This is a genomic window from Paenibacillus glacialis (genome assembly GCF_001637205.1).
GTDB lineage: Bacteria > Bacillota > Bacilli > Paenibacillales > Paenibacillaceae > Paenibacillus_AQ > Paenibacillus_AQ glacialis.
In genome coordinates this window covers 117,973-136,284 of sequence record NZ_LVJH01000006.1, presented here as the reverse complement: position 1 = coordinate 136,284, position 18,312 = coordinate 117,973, and the positions used below count along the sequence as shown (strand labels likewise).

Below are 18,312 nucleotides of genomic sequence, written 5' to 3'. Positions count from 1 at the left end.
CAGGGTTTTGGCTTCAAACCCACGGGGATTTATAAAAAACCTTATCACATGCGTGAATGTTGTAGAATTAATGATGGAGGTACGAGAGTACGCTTTAAATTGAAGAAAATGGTTACGAAGTAAGTTTTGTATGAAGATTAGTCGCTGAAGTAACTCTAACAGAACTTTTAGGAGGATTATTTATGAAAGATTTCATTCATATTCAAGGGGCTAGAGAAAATAACTTAAAAAATATCACGCTTGATATTCCCAAACACAAACTAGTTGTGGTTACCGGTCCATCTGGATCAGGAAAATCGACACTTGCGATGGATATCCTACAACGGGAATGCCAGCGTCAATATATGGAGTCTAGCGGATTGTCTGCTGAGTCAATTCAGAAACCTAAGGTAGATTCGATTGTTGGTCTTTCTCCATCGATCTCAGTAGGTCAACATGTGACGAATCGTAATCCTCGTTCAACAGTTGGAACAGTGACCGATATGTATACGTATTTGCGACTTGTATTTCAGAAAAAAGGGGTAAGACGGTGTAATCATTGTGATACTTTGATCCCACCCCCAGTTGTTGATAATGCAGATCCTATCCTGTGTCCAGAATGTAAGCATACGCATGCCCCATTAACCAAATCGGACTTTTCCTTTAACACACCTGACGGTGCGTGCCCGACTTGTAGCGGTCTAGGTAACGTTGTTGATATCAATATAGATGCTGTCTTTGACAAAGAGAAAAGTATCAGGGAGGGTTCAGTAACTTTTTGGAATGGCATGTTTATTGATTATCAAATCGCGATCCTTGAGGCAGCAGGCAAACACTATGGTGTTCCAATGAGTGGAGATCAGTCACTTAATACTTATAGTGAAGTTCAGTGGGATATGCTGCTATATGGTGTGGAGGCAGAGGAGTTCACTCGTCATTTCCCTGACGTCACGCCACCAAAGACGGTAACAAAAGGTAAATTCGAAGGTGTGTTAACCGCCATGTGGCGACGTTACAAAGAAAAGGAGGGTCAATCTAGTGACTCATCTCTATTCCTCACTCAGACATGCCATGATTGCGGAGGAGAACGATTAAATAAGGAGAGTCGTCGTGTAACTGTGGAAGGTGAAACCTTACCTGGATTATCAATCCTGTCGTTAGATGAGTTTTGTATCTGGATTAATCGTGTACAGACTAAGTATCAACAGGAGGGCGACACATTACTTGAGACGGTGCTGCATGACTTACTTATCAAAGTAAATCGGATCATTCACGTTGGGCTTGGGTATTTGTCCCTTGATAGAAACACTGTGACGCTATCTGGTGGTGAAGCACAGCGCTTAAGACTTGCTTCAATTCTAGGTTCAGGACTGACCGGAGTCTTGTATTTGCTGGATGAACCTACTTCGGGATTGCATCCGAAGGACACGGATGGACTTGTACACATCATGAAGCAGTTACGTGACCTTGGTAATACAGTACTGGTTATTGAGCATGATGAACGTGTCATTCAAGAGGCAGATCATGTCATTGATGTAGGTCCAGGAGCGGGACGTTTTGGAGGAGAAATTGTGGGTCAAGGAACACTTGCGGAGCTAATGAGTCAGCCTGATTCTGGTACAGGACGATATCTTAAAGCCAATGACAAGCTAGCGTCGAAGGAACGTAAGGGCAACGGAGACTTGATTTCGATTCATGAAGCAACACTACACAACTTACAAAATGTGACGGTAACTTTTCCATTAGGCTCCTTGATTGCTGTATCTGGTGTATCTGGATCAGGGAAATCATCTCTTGTTTTTGATTTATTGGCTAATACTGACCAAGGCAAGGTGAATATCCCGGGATGTCGTACGATCACAGGACTAGATGCGATCAACAATATGATCACAGTCGACCAATCGCCACTTTCCAGAATGCAGCGTTCCAACGTCTCCACGTATATCGACTTGTTTACACCGTTGCGTAAGATCTTTGCGGCATTGCCAGAAGCCAAAGTTAGAGGCCTGAAGGACAAGAGCTTTTCCTTTAATACGGCAGGGGGCAGATGTGAGCGATGTGAGGGCTTAGGACAAGTATCCGTGGACATGCACTTTCTCTCTCATTTGCAAGTCGAGTGTCCTGAGTGCCATGGTAAGAGATTCAAGGAAGAAGTTCTAGCTGTTACGTATGAAGGCTATACGATCTCAGATTTTCTTGAGCTGAGTATCGAAGAGAGCGTTCCCTTATTTATGAAGCACAAGAAAATGTTGAAGTTGTTGGAACTCTTATGTGAGGTAGGGCTTGGATACTTACAATGGGGTCAGTCGTTACCTACACTTTCTGGCGGCGAAGGACAGCGATTAAAACTTGCACGAGAACTGAGTAAATCAGCTATGGGGCATACCTTGTACCTGCTTGATGAACCTTCCACTGGATTGCATCCACTTGATGTGCATAATCTCCATGTACTGTTGAGCAAACTTGTCGATGCTGGAAATACAGTAATAATGGTAGAACACAATACGGATTTAATAGCAGCTTCGGATTGGGTAATCGACATGGGACCTGGTGGAGGAACGGCAGGTGGGCAGCTTGTTGCAAGTGGTACTCCTCGTGAAGTGGCATTGGTTAAAGAATCGTTTACAGGTGCGTTTTTAGTTCCTTATATGGTTTAATGCCGTGACTCACGAAGTTGATGCTTCAGTTAAAGAGTGTGAGAATTAACTCACACTCTTTTTGTTATGACGTAACTCTTACCACATTTATCTAACTCTTCATGTTTAGGTTAACTTCTTCAAGCGAAGGTATAAGAAATTTATGATCTATAGGCGATGACATCACGATTAGAATTGTATAGGTACCGTATTTATCACATTGATTTCCGAATTCCTCGAGGGCTCGTGTTGAATCGGACATTACTTTCAATAAGTAGTTGTGTTCTCCACTGATACGGTAACATTCGACGACATCTGGAGTTGAGCGGCAGAAATCAAGGAATGCGTTACAATCCCTTGAATGAACCAGCATGTAGGCAGCAGCATGTTTACCAATTTTTTCAGGGGAAACTATGGTGCGATATTCGCTTATGATCCCTTTTTCCTCCATACGCCTAACTCTTTCTGTTACTGCGGGTTGTGATAAACCGACACATTTTCCTAGTTCCGTCATAGATATTCTCGCTTGGTTTTGAAGGTGAAAAAGGATTTGCTTATCAACGTGGTCCATCGAAATCTACTCCTTTAAATTTAAGGATTTCCCTATAAACTAACTTGTAATTAATCGTTACAAGGCTAATTCAACTTAGTTTCCTTATGTAATCGAGATAACTTATTTTATATAATAAACCTACAATAGTAAAGTGTTCAAGGCTTTAACTATTCCGAAAGGATGAAGACTGTTGAGTATGTTGTATTCAAACAAAATTAATCCAGAATGTTTACCAGGTCGCATCGATGAAGTAATCGATCGAACGCTTGCCGACAAGCGGTTGGTTGGAGCTGTCATTAAAGTGGCGATAGATGGGGTACTGGTTTATAGCCGCGCTGCTGGTCTTGCCGACCGCGAGATGAACCAGCTCATGCGAGAAGATGCCTTATTCCGACTCGCCTCGGTTACCAAACCTATCGTTTCAACGGCTGCCCTAGTACTAGTCGCGCAAGGTCGCTTACAGCTGGACGACCGCGTTGATCGTTGGCTTCCAGAGTTTCGGCCACGTTTGCAGAACGGCGAGTTCGCGACATTGAGGATTCGTCACTTGATGACGCACACCGCGGGTCTGTCTTACCGTTTCTTTCAAGAAGAGAATGGTTCCTATCAGCGAGCAGGGGTATCGGATGGTATGGATCAGCCCGGCATCTCGTTGGAAGAGAACCTGCGTCGTCTAGCCTCTGTACCGCTCATCTATACACCAGGCACCGAGTGGAAATATTCCATCGCGACAGATGTGCTGGGAGCAGTAATTGCAAAGGTCACAGAAACATCGCTCAGCGAGGCCATACATTCGCTGGTGACAAAGCCGCTCGGCATGAGTGACACCGGGTTTAATGCAGTGGACCCAGAGCGACTGGCGACGGCCTATACAAATGATGTTCCAGAGCCACGGCCTATACATGATAACGACAGCATTGCCTTTGTGGATGGCACAGCGGGCTTCCAGCTAGCCCCTAGCCGGGCACTTGACGGCACTGCCTATCCTTCTGGGGGAGCTGGCATGGTTGGCAGCGCCGGGGACTTTTTGCAACTGCTGGAAACATTACGTAAGGGCGGAGCACCCCTGCTGCCGGAGTCTATGGTTCGTGAAATGACTACCAACCAGATCGGTGATATGCCAATGGCCTATTGGCCAGGGCGAAGCTTCGGCTTGGGCATTACGTTGCTCGAGGACCCTGTCGCCGCAGACACTCCAGAATCCCCGGGTACATGGCGTATGGGTGGGACCTATGGTCATTCGTGGTTCGTCGATCCTAAGCAGCGGCTTAGCGTCGTGGCGTTCACCAATACCGCTCTGGAAGGCATGTCTGGTCAGTTTACTGTTGACCTTTGTGAAGCCGTTTATGGCAGGATCAAGAAATAGAGAACGAACACAAGAGCCTTGGTCCGGTATGAACCGGTCAAGGCTCTCTGTATAGTAAGATACTGAAAGAGTAATTATTTTGTTGCAAATAGAATCTAAATCTAAATCTAAACCCTTAAAACCTTTATTCTTAATTGATCTGGACTTATTCGGTGTGTATATCATTGTGTTTGGCGTTGTCGGCATACTTCCGGCTACTATTGAAATTACAACGTCAGTATGTCTCAGGCCGGAATGTTCGTCGATGTGCAGAGTGCTTAACTAATTCGAAAATGAGTGAGTGCGATTTTACCATTTCGTAATCAAGTACACACGTTATAATCATTCAGGATTATTTTCAATTACTTAATCGTTCCGGTATTTATAATGGTGCAGAACATAAAAGAGGAGGGGTTTTCTTGCTTTTTATCGGTGGATACCTTTTGTACCTGGTTTTTGGGAGTTAGGTGAAATTGAAATTTCACTCGCCTCGATAACCTTAATGACGGTTCGCATTCTAGGATTGTTTTTCCGTTGGCTATAATTAGGTGAGAAACTGAGCATATGGGTGATTAATCGCTTTGCAGTGGATCATATAATCTACAATTTATACATGAGAGGTGCGTCTGAAATGAGCCGAAACACAACTTCTACCAGACAGAGTGACTCCAACACGCCCTCTTCTGAACGTCTCCCATGGGCTGGATTACTCGCCCTTGCTATGACGGGGTTTATTTGTATTCTTACCGAAACGATTCCGGCTGGTTTGTTGCTCCAGATAGGTGAGGGGCTTGGAGTCTCGGAGGCTCTTGCGGGTCAACTTGTCACCTTGTACGCCCTTGGCTCACTATTGGCCGCGATTCCCTTGACCACCGCGACGCGCGGGTGGCGGCGGCGACCACTGCTACTAATGTGTATCCTTGGTTTTCTTGTGTTCAACACCGTCACCACTCTTTCTTCCGACTATACAATGACGCTGGCAGCTCGTTTCTTCGCGGGAGTATCCGCTGGTGTCTTATGGGGTATGTTAGCAGGCTATGCCCGGCGCATGGTGCCGGACTCGCTTAAAGGACGAGCCATGGCGGTGGCGATGGTCGGCACGCCTCTTGCCCTAGCGCTCGGTATCCCTGCAGGAACACTTCTCGGTGATCTTGTGGGCTGGCGCGCTGTCTTCGGGATCATGTCGCTACTGGCTCTGATACTGGTTGCCTGGGTGCTTTGGAAGCTACCGGACTATCCAGGAGAGGCTGCAGACAAGCGGCTCCCTCTCCAAAAGGTCTTCGTCACTCTGGGGGTGCGGCCGGTACTGTTTGTCGTTCTGGCTTGGGTGCTAGCACATAACATCCTGTATACCTATATTGCACCGTATCTTGCCCAGGCTGGGTTTACCCAGCGCATTGACTTGGTACTGCTTATTTTCGGCATTACAGCGCTTGTTGGCATCTGGATCATCGGTGTTTTGATCGACCGCAAACTGCGACCATTGGTTCTGATCAGCCTCGCTGCTTTCGCCTTGGCGTCCGTGGCACTAGGCATAAGCAGCAGCCAGCCCGTCGTAATCTACCTAGTGGTTGCTGTGTGGGGATTGACGTTCGGGGGCGCGGCGACTTTGCTACAGACAGCAGTTGCTGAAGCTGCTGGCGAGAGTGCAGATGTAGCCCAGTCGATGCTGGTGACGGTATGGAACCTAGCTATCGGTGGTGGCGGTGTGATGGGCGGTATTCTTATTGAAACACTTGGTGTCGGATCCTTCCCGTGGGCATTGTTCATTCTACTGATCTTTGCACTACTAGTAGCGTGGCGCGCTAGAGAACACGGATTTCCTTCAAAGAGGTGCTGACGCACACAAACTTGCAATGACATCATAGTCAGCTGGATAGTCTAGACTTTTAGAATTAAACTAACGAGACACTATATTTAAAACTGGAAGGGCTACCACTTGGCAGCCCTTTTTCAACTTCCATGAAAATTATATCCGCGAAAAACCTCAAAAAGACAATAATCGAATGATTTTAAAAAAAAGGCTGAGCCTGAGAAGAGTTATGAAAATAAAGTACCAAAGACCTTTTAAAGCTGAAAATAAAAAATGAGGCTGGTGCAACGACCAGAATAGACTAATCTCCCATGTGTGCTTCCCAAAAGGGAGCGATAATCTGTGATGCACCGGGGTCATTGGAGTCAGACTAACGGATGGGCCTCTAAGGCACTATAGTTCATCGATCTTCTTCGCCAGCCGTAGTAGCAGTATTGACTTATTTTAACCATTTTCATCATCTGTGGTACGGCGCTTGCGCTGCATATATCTAACGGGAAACTATAGCGCAATGACAAGAGGCTGTCAGCATCTTCGGCAGTCCTTTTTCAACGAACTGGGCAGCTTAATGGAACAAAACGCTTGTTGAAAATTTCCCTGTAAATGGATACCCATTTCCTGTATACTCTTGTTGAGTACAGCCTATTTATTATTTAGTAGATAAGTCAAATGCTCTAGCAATAAAAGCTGGATATGAACTGATATGGGAGGCTTCTCGAGTTTTCTGTTTAGATTTTTTTTATAGTTTTCTATAAGAGGAAGTGGCACATGATTTTGGAGAGACAGACGGTCAATGAAAGTACGCAAGTGCTAGAAGGAAAAGCGGTGCTGGCTACATTAGAGCAATCACTGGCTATGATTGAGTTTAATACGCAGGGAAATGTGCTGTGGGCCAATGAAAATTTTGCTCGGGCGATGAACTATCAAGTGTCCGAGCTGTCGGGATTAAACCATCGACAATTTTGTACGCCGGATTTTGTTGAAAGTTCGGAGTATGGGGTGCTTTGGGGCAACCTGAGGAGTGGCAAGAAATTTCAAGAAAAGATCATTCGCGTGACGAAGGATGGAAGGATTGTTTGGCTCGAAGCCACGTACATGCCGGTTCACAATGATGATGGTCAAGTAGTGGCTGTCCTGAAGGTGGCGACGGACATTACAGCAAGGGAAACGGCTGCAAGCCAAGTGACGAGCGAATTACAGCAGATGGCTGAGGATTTGCTCAAGCGTACGGAGGAAGGGGTCGAACGTAGTCAGCAAGCGGCCTCGGCAATTGAGCGTGTGGTGAACGATAATGAGAGCAACTTGAATTTTCTTCAAGACCTGGAGCAGCAGGCCAAAGCCGTTCGCGGTATTGTACAGACGATTCGGAATTTCGCTTCGCAAACGAACCTGCTCGCCTTGAACGCGGCGATTGAGGCGGCGCATGCCGGGGAGCACGGACGCGGCTTTAACGTTGTGGCGACCGAAGTGCGGAAGCTAGCGCAGCAGGTTCAGGAAGCGGCTAAAGAAATTCAAGCCAACGTTGAGGGGATCTTCGAACAGGTAGACCGGGTTAGCGGGGGCACGAAAAGTTCCCAGAAGACAATCATAAATAGCCAGCATCAAATTCAGCAAGCCGTCAATGAGTTCGCTGGCATCGGTGAAGCTGCAGGAAAGCTGGATGCACAGGCTAAAACTTTGAGACAAATGATGTAACTTGGAATCGAGAAAGGCCTACGTGAAAGATTTTTTTTGCTTAAGCTTTCATTTTACAAACTCTTTAATTCCGTTTGAATCCAGGGGGGTTAACCCAGCGGTCTCCGTGGGGTTTGGGTACGAAGGGATTTCTTCACGCGAGAAGCTGCATATTATTTCCTTGCTCAGTGCGCGAGCGGCAATATCAATTGTGTTCCTCCCTGGCGGAATTGGGACAACTTATTTCAGATAGAACTTTAGATAAGTAAGACCACATTGGGATATACCTCTCTGTGGTCTTTGATCGTTTTATCGATTATATTCCAATGTCACTGGGACGTCTCGAATACACGAACGTTATATGAAACTTCAGAAGTTATGAAACGAACACAAACCACTGAAAATCTAAGTGTTGAAAGAATAGGAGATTTAGTATTTAAACATTATGATCTTGAGGGAATATTCAAACAAACTAAGGATGATCATAATGTGACTTCAGAAAGAATCTATCAGACTATTACAAACATGAAATAGAATATTAAAAACATCCTTAAAAATTATAAATTTAATGACAATGGAACATAAATACTATATCAGGTGAGCAACTCAGGAAGTTAGCGGCATCATGTAACAGAGCATCCTTACTGCGAGTAGTGCTTAAGAAGAATCTCAAAGTAGCGTAATCAGGCGATACATCCACCCAGCTAAGTGGCAGAGCCATCCGGATCTGCGGTCCCTAAGCCGCTTGAACGTCAGAAATGCGGGTACGTTATACGACATTCCCAAAACAATAACGAGGTGAGCTACGATGTTATCAATTCCATCTAAACAACTTATTAAAGAAATTGAAATATCAGAAGTGAATTATATGTATGATCGTATGCTGGCCATTCAAAGTAGAATGAATAATCCCGAAGGGATTGAAGTAAAGCAGTTTGGAAATTCAATAGCTTTATATAGTAAGACAATGCCTTGGGCTACATTTAACACCGTAAAGGGAATAACAAGTGCAGATATTGAATTTATCGATCCAATAATTGAATTTTATAGAACAAGGGATCGAAAAGCTCAATTTGAGATAATACCTTCGCTTATAGATCAGAATTACCTAAAGAATCTGTCAGATCGCGGGTTCTATCAGTCGGGTTTCCATTCATCATTGTATATTGAGCCGAGAGTGTTTAAAAACGATTATAGTAAGAATATACGAATTCAAGAACTTAAAGAGGATCAGTTTATTCAATATGCTATCATTCATTGCAGAGGAACTGGATTATCAGATGATGGTATTCCATACGTAGCAGAGAATAACAAGGTTTTGTACAACCGGCCTGGCTGGAAGTTTTTTATTGCTTACATGAATGGAACGCCTGCTGCAGTAGGTGTAATGCATATGAAAGACGGTATTGCTTCTCTAACTTTTGCAGCTACATTGCCAGAGTTTCGAAATCAGGGATTGCAACAACGGCTCATAGAAAAAAGAATCGAAGAATCATTACAAAATAATTGCAAATTAGTAGTAGGTCAGTGTGCTTTCTTATCTCAGAGCCACAGAAATATGGAACGGATTGGAATGAAAATTGGATACATAAGAACATCGTGGACTGAAATATAACTTGTTTGTAACTGATAGAAGTGGGAACGTCGTATAAACCAACAGAACATTTCTGCATCGTCACTAACACTCCTTGGTCGTCAAGAAGTATTTCGGAAAGTGGAACAGACGATACTTCCAATCGGCCAAGTCTGACGACCTGGCGCGATGCGCCTTAAGCCTCTCGTGTTCGTAGCTATAAGAACATAAATAGGGCTCTCTTCCCAAAATATTGTTGCTACGAATAAATGCGTTGTAACACAACAAAACCACGAGCGAAAGAAGCCTCACGAGTTTGAATTGTAATTAACATTTATGATGGGTAATTAATTTTACCCGTTTCAACTAATTGTTGTAGGTGAAAAGGGCTGTGAAATGATCTTTACACAAGTTATTTTGGTTCCTCGCCAGTAGAAAGCTGTTGCTACATGAATGCCAAGCCCTTCAGCTAAAGATTCAGGGACACATTGGCAAGAAAAATTAATTATAACAATTTTTTATCAGTCGAATATTAGAAATTAATCTATAATAAACAGAATATTGGAATTGAGGTGGACATATGAGTGGAATTACTATCCGTACAATGAATGAACATGATGCTGAAGTTATATCCGATGCATTCCGTAACCAAGGTTGGGAGAAGCCTGCGAACCTTTATCTTACATATGTAGCGGATCAAAAAAATGGGGAAAGAGTTTCATTGATAGCAGAGGTTGAGGGTGTGTTCGCAGGATATATTAACATTGTCTGGCAATCAGATTATCCATATTTCAAGGAACAAGATATACCTGAAATCCAAGATTTTAACGTGCTGGTTAAATATCGTCGTCGTGGAATAGGCGCCTTGTTAATGGATACAGCGGAAGAAATCATTAGAGCACGATCAGATTGTTCTGGACTTGGTGTAGGATTATTCAGTGATTATGGAGCCGCACAAACATTATATGCTAAACGCGGTTATGTCCCTGACGGAAAAGGAATTTATAAAGATGGTGAGTATCTACAATTCGGTCAGCAAGTAGTTGTAGACGACGATCTTAATTTGTTTTTTGTAAAGAAATTAGCTTAATACAGACTTGAACTAACAAGAGGATGTGAGAAGAAAATGACTGATTACTATGGAGAACTTTGCACAAAAATGTATGAAAGCAGTAAAGCCTATGCGGATGGGATAGAGCTTGATTTTTATCTTTCTTTTGTAAAAGACCCGAATATGAACGTGTTGGAACCTATGTGCGGAAACGGTAGAATGCTTATCCCTTTTATGCAAAGGGGAATTCGTATTGAAGGGTTTGACATCTCAGAAGAGATGCTGAAAGTATGTAAAGAGAAAGGCGAGAAACTGAATCTTGAACCAAACGTTTACTATGAAAAAATAGAAGAATTCAAAGGGAATACTACCTATGACTTAATCATAATTCCTTTTGGCTCATTTTCATTATTGCCTGATGCGTTGGTTAACAAAAGCCTCTCTAATTTGAAATCTGTACTTAAAAGTGACGGTAAACTATTGTTAACAATTATGCTAAAATACGATGGAATCGTAGAGATTCCTGAATGGGTAGAGTTGGAGCAGAAACAGTTCGATGATGAATGGATTGTCACATACAAAAAAGTCCATTATAACGAGGAAGAGAGTATGCTTACTAGCAAGTTTAAATATCAATCTGTTAAAAATGGTAAAATCGTAAAAACAGAAATTATGGATTTCCCTCTTCGCCTATACGCTTTAGAAGAATTTGAATATACCCTCAAGTCTAACGGGTTTCATAATATTGTTGTTCATGGTATTAAGGATGGGTATGGAGAAGGTACCTTTTTTTATGTTATTGAATGCTCAACGTAACCTATTATAAAAATACATTCTTGAAAATAGTAGTAGCTAAGTGTTTGCGAATTTTTAACTCAACATTGGAAGAGATTTGCACGAGAAAAAACCGGCAACCTAAGGTTGGCCGGTTAATGGTATTTCAAGGTATTTAAAGAAAATTAACTCGCAAATATATGTTTCCCTATTTTTAAATTTTGAGGGCGTGTCCAGATCCAAGGACTAGTAGCTGTATCTGGATTGAAATAATAGAGTGAATTCTTACTTGGGTCCCACCCACGAACAGCATCTAACGCAGCTAAATAAGCAGTTCGGTTTGGAGTAAGCCAGTACTGCCCATCATCTACGGCTGTAAAAGCTCCCTTTTCAAATACGACATCTTTGATGGTATTTGGAAATTGGTTAGATTGTATGCGGTTCATGACAACAGCACCAACAGCCACTTGTCCGGTATAAGATTCCCCGCGAGATTCGGAGTATATCGTTCTAGCCATAATATCCATTTCATTGATATTTAAAGAGTGTTTTTTCAACACACTCCAAGTTCTAGAACCTGTGATTCCATCTGCGCTCAATCCATAATCCTGTTGAAAACGATACACAGCGGATTTAGTGTGTGCTCCGTACTTCCCATCTAATTCTTGAGTATAGAAACCATGTGTTTTCAATCGATATTGCAGATCCCATACGTCTCCTGAGGAACTCCCCGAATTTAATACCGGCGCCGCACTAGCTGAATTCATCATAGAAGCCATGCTTATAAGACCCAAAAGAAGCAACATAGTGAATATTTTTTTTCTAATCATAGTAGCCTCCTTTTCTCCAAACATTATAGATTCGCCCATACATGGAGACAACAATCAGTTATTGGCGGATTATTTAATAATTCCCATTTCCACGCCATGCACCAAAGTAGACTAAAGACCATAAGATTTCATTAGGGTGAAAGATATAAGATATAATATCTAGTATTCGTTATTTACAATTTCTACTGATAGGAATATAATTGTGTAAAAGTTGCCTTGGGTAAAAACAATTGTATGAAGACAAACTAATTTCGGAGGACCAACTATGTCTGGACAAATAAACATTCAAAGTGAAAATCAAATTATAATACAAAAGCAAAGGGATAGACTGAATACGGAGGCCATATTGAAGGGAAGGGGCATATCCAAACTGCTTCCATTCCTTGGTCCGGCTTTTATAGCTTCTGTTGCCTATCTAGATCCAGGTAACTTTGCCACCAATATTACAGCGGGTTCGCGATATGGATATCTTTTGTTATGGGTCATTGTCTTTTCCAATTTAATGGCGGTATTAATTCAATCTTTATCAGCCAAACTTGGAATTGCCACTGGAAAGAACCTTCCCGAAGTTGCGCGTGAACGCTTTCCGAGGAAAGTCTCCTTATTTCTATGGATCCAGAGCGAAATAGTAATCATTGCAACGGACTTGGCAGAATTCATAGGAGCGGCATTAGGACTTTACTTGTTGTTTGACATTCCTATGTTGCTGGCAGCCTTTATTACAGCCGCAGGCTCGTTTGCTATTCTGGAGTTACAACGCCGAGGTGTCCGTGCACTTGAAGCAGGGATTAGTGCCATGATCCTCATTGTTGCATTAGCCTTTGCTTTTCAAGTCATCCTCGCTAAGCCTGATATCGGTGCTGTAGCATCAGGAATGGTGACACCAAAGTTTCAAGGGGTAGACAGTATTTTACTTGCTGCTGGGATTCTTGGAGCGACGGTCATGCCGCATGCTATTTACCTTCATTCATCACTTACACAAAATAGAATTGTTGGACGAAATCCAAGTGAGAAGAAGCGGATTTATAAAATGGAGCTATTCGACATCGTCATTGCTATGGCAATTGCTGGAGCTGTTAATCTGGCTATGGTGGTTATCGCTGCCGCATTATTTTTCAAGAATGGTCTGGATGTAGATGATCTAGAGGTAGCCTTTAACCAGTTTGGACAATTAATTGGCCCTTCTGCTGCGATCCTGTTTGGACTTAGTCTACTTATTGCGGGTCTGGCTAGCGCTTCTGTAGGAACGATGGCAGGAGATGTGGTTATGCAGGGCTTTATCAAAAAACGTATTAATTTATATCTACGCAGAGCCATTACGACGATACCTCCATTGGTCATCATTTGGAGTGGTATCGACGCTACCAAAGCTCTAATTATGAGCCAGGTTATACTGTCATTTGGTATTGCCTTCGCCTTGATTCCACTCATTATATTTACAAATAATAAAAAGTTAATGGGGGATTTGGCCAATCATTCTTTCACTAAAGTAGTGGCCTGGATCATTGCAGCCATTGTTGTCTCATTGAACTTATTCCTAATCGTAGAGATGTTCATTTAACTTATGGATGTACTAACAACATCTAATCCCTTACCGTTTATTCAAAAGAGGTGAGGGATTTTGATTTAAATTCATAGTCTCGTTCCTATTTGTTTACAAAAAAAGGGTATCTATTTATAATTGACGAAATAATATACTTCTAACGATATTAAAGGAGATGTAAAGATGAATCCGGAAGTAACAGATTTTATTGAAGCTATACAAGAATCGTGGAAAAAGGAACTTTGTTCCCAGCTTAGAGCCATTGTTTATGATGCTATTCCAGAAGTACAGGAGCGTATTCAGTATAAGAAACCTCATTTTTTGAAAAATGGAAAATACGCAGCCGTCATCTCAACGTCAAAAGATGCAGTAAGTTTTACGATCTTTAACACAAGTGAACTTGCACTTCCTGAAGGACTATTCGACGGTCCATTGGAACGAAAGACTATGAAACTTCGAGAAGGGCAATCGTTCGATTCCAATCAACTTTCGTCGCTAGTAAATCAGGCCGCCTCGGGGTTATAGGTTAGACAAAAAGACTAAGTACCCTATTTCCAAGGTACTTAGTCTTTTTTGTGATCAATTAGACGGAGAATTATGAATGAAATTCTTCTAGGGTAATTCGTAGATTGAATGAGTTCACATCGTCTTTTTATAGATAGGTGACTTATGAACGATTGTGATTGATTTGTTATAAACCATTAGGATATACACTACGTCCACTATAAGGATGAGAATATACAACATCGTTAATAAAATCGATTGCGGGAAGAATGAAAAGCAAAGTATGGAAGCGCATAGGGTTCCTATCATTTTCAAATAAGCGATCGTTAGGGATTGCCCTTGCAGTTCTTTGGTCAGTAGCATTTTAATAAAGAGGATGGACATCACTAAATTGATGCCAAAGGCCGAATAAAGAGACATGGTATCATGAAATTCAATTGCCATTGTATACTGCACCAGAAAAGCTATGACAATTAAGGAAAAGACAGAAGCATAAAGCATTCGTTTGTTATAGGTTTTTTTTGAATAATAGAGAAATTGGAGCAGAATGATGCAGTCTAATAGAAACCATACTAAGGTTACGATTTGCTGAAGCGGATGGAAAGGTAAAATAAAGGTTAATAGAAACTCCCAAGAAATGTTTAAACAGATAGCGGCTAGGGGCACTCCGTAAGATTGATCCTTAAACCCTTTATAAATAATGAGTACATAGGCAATAGTCCAGAATAGGGAGATCCCAAACATAAGGATGAATTCTACTTTTTGAGGTAATAAGTGATCAATTATAATGGTAATCACATCCTTTTTACGAGAATTGTTGTCTATCAAGAATCAGCCTGTCTATGTATATGAAACAAGCATTCTATGTAGACCATACTTGTAAAGTTTGGAAACTATGATATATTGATATTCCTTCCTTATTTTCATCATACGGTTCTATCTATGTACGGTTTGAAATTTATATACAGGAGGACGACCTAAGTTGCGCTGGTTACAATGGGATCTTAATTTGAAAATCAGGCTGATGGGGGAAACGCTTTTTAATATGCTTTTCTGGATGTATTTTCCTTTCATGATCTTATTCTTTAGTGATGCTTTTGGCAAAACCGTAGCCAGCATGTTGATGACTGTGCCACCTCTTATTGGGATTATTGGGGGCTTGTTTGGAGGATATTTATCTGATCGGTTAGGTCGTCGTCCCGCTATGCTGCTAGGATCATTCATGCAGGCAGTCATGTTTGGTATATTTGCTGTCTCCTCGTCTCACTGGCTCGAGTATTTCGCATATATCGGGGTTGGGTTAGGCGGATCAATTTACTCACCAGCCAGCTCAGCGATGGTAGCTGACATTACACCTGAGAAGGATCGAAGAATGGTATTCGCTACTTTTGTAACAGGAAAGAATATTGGCGCCGTATTTGGTCCGCTGCTCGGGTCCATTTTTTTCATTCATTATCGAACGGAGCTTCTGTGGACCTGTACAATCGTGACGTTGCTCTATTCCCTAGTGATCTTGTGGAAGATTAGGGAGACGCTACCGAAGACATCCATGATGCCACAGGAATCGTATAATATGAGTATGGTATTTAAGGAGCAATGGCATAATTATGGCGTAATTTTAAGGGATAAAGTCTTTGCTCTATATATTGTGGCAGGTATTCTGGTCACCATAGCATTTATGCAACTTGATATGTATCTTGCTACATATGTCAAAGAATATGTTCCAGCGCAGACGGTACTTGCGTTCAAGAATTGGTCTTTCTCTCTTAGCAATACGGAGATTTTCGGATGGATGCTTGGCCTAAATGGTCTAATGTTTGTCCTTTTAGTCCTGCCTGTGACGAAGTGGTTCGAACATTGGAGTGACCGAAATATATTTATTACATCCTCGATAGTGTTCGGGCTAGGTATGTTTTTGATCGGCTTAGCCACCAACGTTTGGTTATTATTTATATTTACTTTTATTTTTACCATTGGGGAACTATCCCGCTCACCAGTGACTCAGAGCTTTGTAAGTGAGTATGCACCTGCTCATGCAAGGGGGCAGTATATGGGGGCATCCAACCTGCAATATACGATTGGTCGCTTTTTTGCCCCACTAACCATTTTTCTTTCTTCTTGGCTTGCGCCTATTGGGGTGTTTGGCTTCATTTTCCTAGTTACACTGATAAGCGCTGCGCTTTATGTAAAGCTTTTTCAAATCATTCCGAAAAGCTGAATTACATATTGAAGGGTAGCGAATCCCACATACTTTTCTGTGCAATTCTTTGTATACTGATTTTGTCGGAGTGCTTGGTTTGGATTCAGCCTTAGCTACAGGTGAACTGAGAATTTACCCTGGTGATTGGAAATTTAATACGGTGACGCGTAATGATCTAGCTGTAGGAATAGCAGCTGTTCTATCCGAATCGGGTCATGAAAATAAGACGCTTAGCTCCATCGTTTAATGATAAATTAGAAATAGCGCAGGATGGAAGTTGTATTATCTGGTGAGGAAATTGTACGGCTGAAGCAATATATTGAACACAAGCACCTTGGTCTTGATCCGTTGCAACGGGCATCCATTTTAGGCGATTCCGTCACGCGAGAATTTATAGTTTATCCCCTCCACTCAAGTGCTACATGGGCAAGAATGACTTTCTCTCCGTCTTAATGTTATTCAAGTAAAGAATAACCAGATTTTAATGAAAATATGGGATCGAATATCATTCGACCCCGTCTATACTTTATTTTTTTAAAACTATTAATGTTTTACTCCCACGTTTGCTAGTTTTTCTGGTTCGTGTTTGTAACGGAAAGTGAAGAAGAAAAGGATTCCTAATAGCATGGCATATGCAGCAAAAAGGAGCCAAATGGTCTGCCAATCTTTCATGCCATCTACAGTGAAATAATCCACTACTTTACCACTTGCAATGGATCCTACATAAGCACCGACACCATTAACCATTGTCATAAATAGTCCTTGTGCACTGGCACGAATATCAGAGCTAACTTCTTTTTCGATATAGATGGAACCCGAAATATTAAAGAAGTCAAAGGCACAACCATAAACAATCATAGATAACATTAGTAATACAAAGCCAAATGGTGAAGGATCACCGAATGCAAATAGGCCAAAACGTAATGTCCATGCAAGCATACTTATTAACATAACTTTTTTAATGCCGAATTTTTTCAAGAAGAAAGGAATGGCAAGGATAAAAGCAACTTCAGCTATTTGTGAAACGGATAAGAGAATGGATGGATATTTTACAACAAAACTATCGGTATAAGCCGGATTTGATGCAAAATCATGTAAGAATGGATTGCCAAATGTATTGGTGATTTGTAATACAGCACCAAGTAACATAGCGAATACGAAAAATAGTGCCATTTGTGGTTTTTTAAATAAAACGAAAGCATCTAAACCAAGCATGCTGACCCAGTTTTGATTTTTCTTTTTTTTCGCAGTTGGAACAAGAGGCATAGTAAGAGAATAAAGAGCCAAAACAAGTGATGCACCAGCTGCGATATAAAGTTGCATGTTACTCAGTTCGAATCGGAACAAACTAATTGCCCACATCGCTAGGATAAAACCGATTGTCCCAAAAACACGAATGGGTGGGAAACTTGTGACTGTATCAAAATTATTCTTCTCTAAGCAGGTGTAAGAAATGGTATTAGATAAAGCGATAGTTGGCATAAAGGCCATCGCATTTACAAGCAAGACCCAGAACATTATTGTGGGATCACTTACTGAAGCTGCATAATAGAGCGCTCCCGCACAAATCAGATGAAGGATGATGTATAGACGATTGGCAGGAATCCATTTATCGGCTACAATTCCTATTAAACTTGGCATAATTACAGCAGCAATACCTTTTGTACTATAAACCATCCCAACTTCTATACCCGTAAAACCGAGTGTATTAATCATGTAAGAGCCTAGGGTAACAAGCCAACTTCCCCAAATAAAGTATTGTAAAAACGACATGATTTTTAAACGGTTTTTAATCCCCATGTTGTTCCTCCTACATTGTATCAATCGTTTTTATCAT

At 41.8% G+C, this 18,312-nt stretch carries 15 protein-coding genes; 11 read left to right on the top strand and 4 right to left on the bottom strand.

Annotated features, from left to right (window positions below; genetic code table 11):
* Positions 1-182: 182 nt before the first annotated feature.
* Entirely contained in the window at positions 183-2,636 is a 2,454-nt protein-coding gene (gene uvrA / locus PGLA_RS05055) for an excinuclease ABC subunit UvrA (RefSeq protein WP_068529660.1), read from the top strand.
* A gap of 91 nt (positions 2,637-2,727) precedes the next feature.
* Here the strand turns inward: uvrA and PGLA_RS05050 are convergent, their stop codons facing one another.
* The gene (locus PGLA_RS05050) at positions 2,728-3,186 is read right to left on the bottom strand and encodes an Lrp/AsnC family transcriptional regulator (protein ID WP_068529657.1); all 459 of its coding nucleotides are present in this window, start codon (positions 3,184-3,186) and stop codon (positions 2,728-2,730) included.
* A gap of 178 nt (positions 3,187-3,364) precedes the next feature.
* Between PGLA_RS05050 and PGLA_RS05045 the strand changes: the two genes are divergently transcribed.
* From PGLA_RS05045 to PGLA_RS05020, 6 genes are all read left to right on the top strand, one after another.
* Complete coding sequence (locus tag PGLA_RS05045; protein WP_068529826.1) at positions 3,365-4,534, top strand: serine hydrolase domain-containing protein; 1,170 nt, start codon at positions 3,365-3,367, stop codon at positions 4,532-4,534.
* Positions 4,535-5,144: 610 nt separating this feature from the next.
* Positions 5,145-6,353: an MFS transporter gene (locus PGLA_RS05040; protein WP_068529654.1), complete on the top strand. Its 1,209-nt coding sequence runs from the start codon at positions 5,145-5,147 to the stop codon at positions 6,351-6,353.
* Positions 6,354-7,094: 741 nt separating this feature from the next.
* Positions 7,095-8,021, top strand: a complete 927-nt coding sequence (locus tag PGLA_RS29350; RefSeq protein ID WP_068529652.1) for a methyl-accepting chemotaxis protein — start codon at positions 7,095-7,097, stop codon at positions 8,019-8,021.
* 787 nt (positions 8,022-8,808) lie between these two features.
* Positions 8,809-9,615: a GNAT family N-acetyltransferase gene (locus PGLA_RS05030; protein WP_068529650.1), complete on the top strand. Its 807-nt coding sequence runs from the start codon at positions 8,809-8,811 to the stop codon at positions 9,613-9,615.
* Between the two features lie 538 nt (positions 9,616-10,153).
* Positions 10,154-10,663, top strand: coding sequence for a GNAT family N-acetyltransferase (locus PGLA_RS05025; RefSeq protein ID WP_068529647.1), 510 nt, complete (start codon positions 10,154-10,156; stop codon positions 10,661-10,663).
* 36 nt (positions 10,664-10,699) lie between these two features.
* Complete coding sequence (locus tag PGLA_RS05020; RefSeq protein ID WP_068529644.1) at positions 10,700-11,440, top strand: class I SAM-dependent methyltransferase; 741 nt, start codon at positions 10,700-10,702, stop codon at positions 11,438-11,440.
* Between the two features lie 143 nt (positions 11,441-11,583).
* Here the strand turns inward: PGLA_RS05020 and sleB are convergent, their stop codons facing one another.
* Positions 11,584-12,228, bottom strand: coding sequence for a spore cortex-lytic enzyme (gene sleB / locus PGLA_RS05015; RefSeq protein ID WP_068529641.1), 645 nt, complete (start codon positions 12,226-12,228; stop codon positions 11,584-11,586).
* 265 nt (positions 12,229-12,493) lie between these two features.
* Here sleB and PGLA_RS05010 point away from each other — a divergent pair, with 265 nt between their 5' ends.
* Both PGLA_RS05010 and PGLA_RS05005 read left to right on the top strand, forming a co-directional pair.
* Positions 12,494-13,789: an Nramp family divalent metal transporter gene (locus tag PGLA_RS05010; protein ID WP_084410752.1), complete on the top strand. Its 1,296-nt coding sequence runs from the start codon at positions 12,494-12,496 to the stop codon at positions 13,787-13,789.
* A 165-nt stretch (positions 13,790-13,954) separates the two neighbouring features.
* Positions 13,955-14,296: a DUF1801 domain-containing protein gene (locus tag PGLA_RS05005; RefSeq protein WP_068529638.1), complete on the top strand. Its 342-nt coding sequence runs from the start codon at positions 13,955-13,957 to the stop codon at positions 14,294-14,296.
* Positions 14,297-14,410: 114 nt separating this feature from the next.
* Here PGLA_RS05005 and PGLA_RS05000 read toward each other — a convergent pair whose 3' ends face one another.
* Positions 14,411-15,103, bottom strand: coding sequence for a transmembrane-type terpene cyclase (locus PGLA_RS05000; RefSeq protein WP_084410750.1), 693 nt, complete (start codon positions 15,101-15,103; stop codon positions 14,411-14,413).
* Positions 15,104-15,257: 154 nt separating this feature from the next.
* Here PGLA_RS05000 and PGLA_RS04995 point away from each other — a divergent pair, with 154 nt between their 5' ends.
* Both PGLA_RS04995 and PGLA_RS26545 read left to right on the top strand, forming a co-directional pair.
* A complete protein-coding gene (locus tag PGLA_RS04995) occupies positions 15,258-16,493 on the top strand; it encodes an MDR family MFS transporter (protein ID WP_068529636.1) in 1,236 nt (411 codons plus the stop codon).
* A gap of 49 nt (positions 16,494-16,542) precedes the next feature.
* Complete coding sequence (locus PGLA_RS26545; RefSeq protein WP_211269502.1) at positions 16,543-16,722, top strand: hypothetical protein; 180 nt, start codon at positions 16,543-16,545, stop codon at positions 16,720-16,722.
* A gap of 296 nt (positions 16,723-17,018) precedes the next feature.
* Here PGLA_RS26545 and PGLA_RS04990 read toward each other — a convergent pair whose 3' ends face one another.
* Positions 17,019-18,275, bottom strand: coding sequence for a nucleoside permease (locus tag PGLA_RS04990; RefSeq protein WP_068529634.1), 1,257 nt, complete (start codon positions 18,273-18,275; stop codon positions 17,019-17,021).
* Between the last annotated feature and the right edge of the window lie 37 nt (positions 18,276-18,312).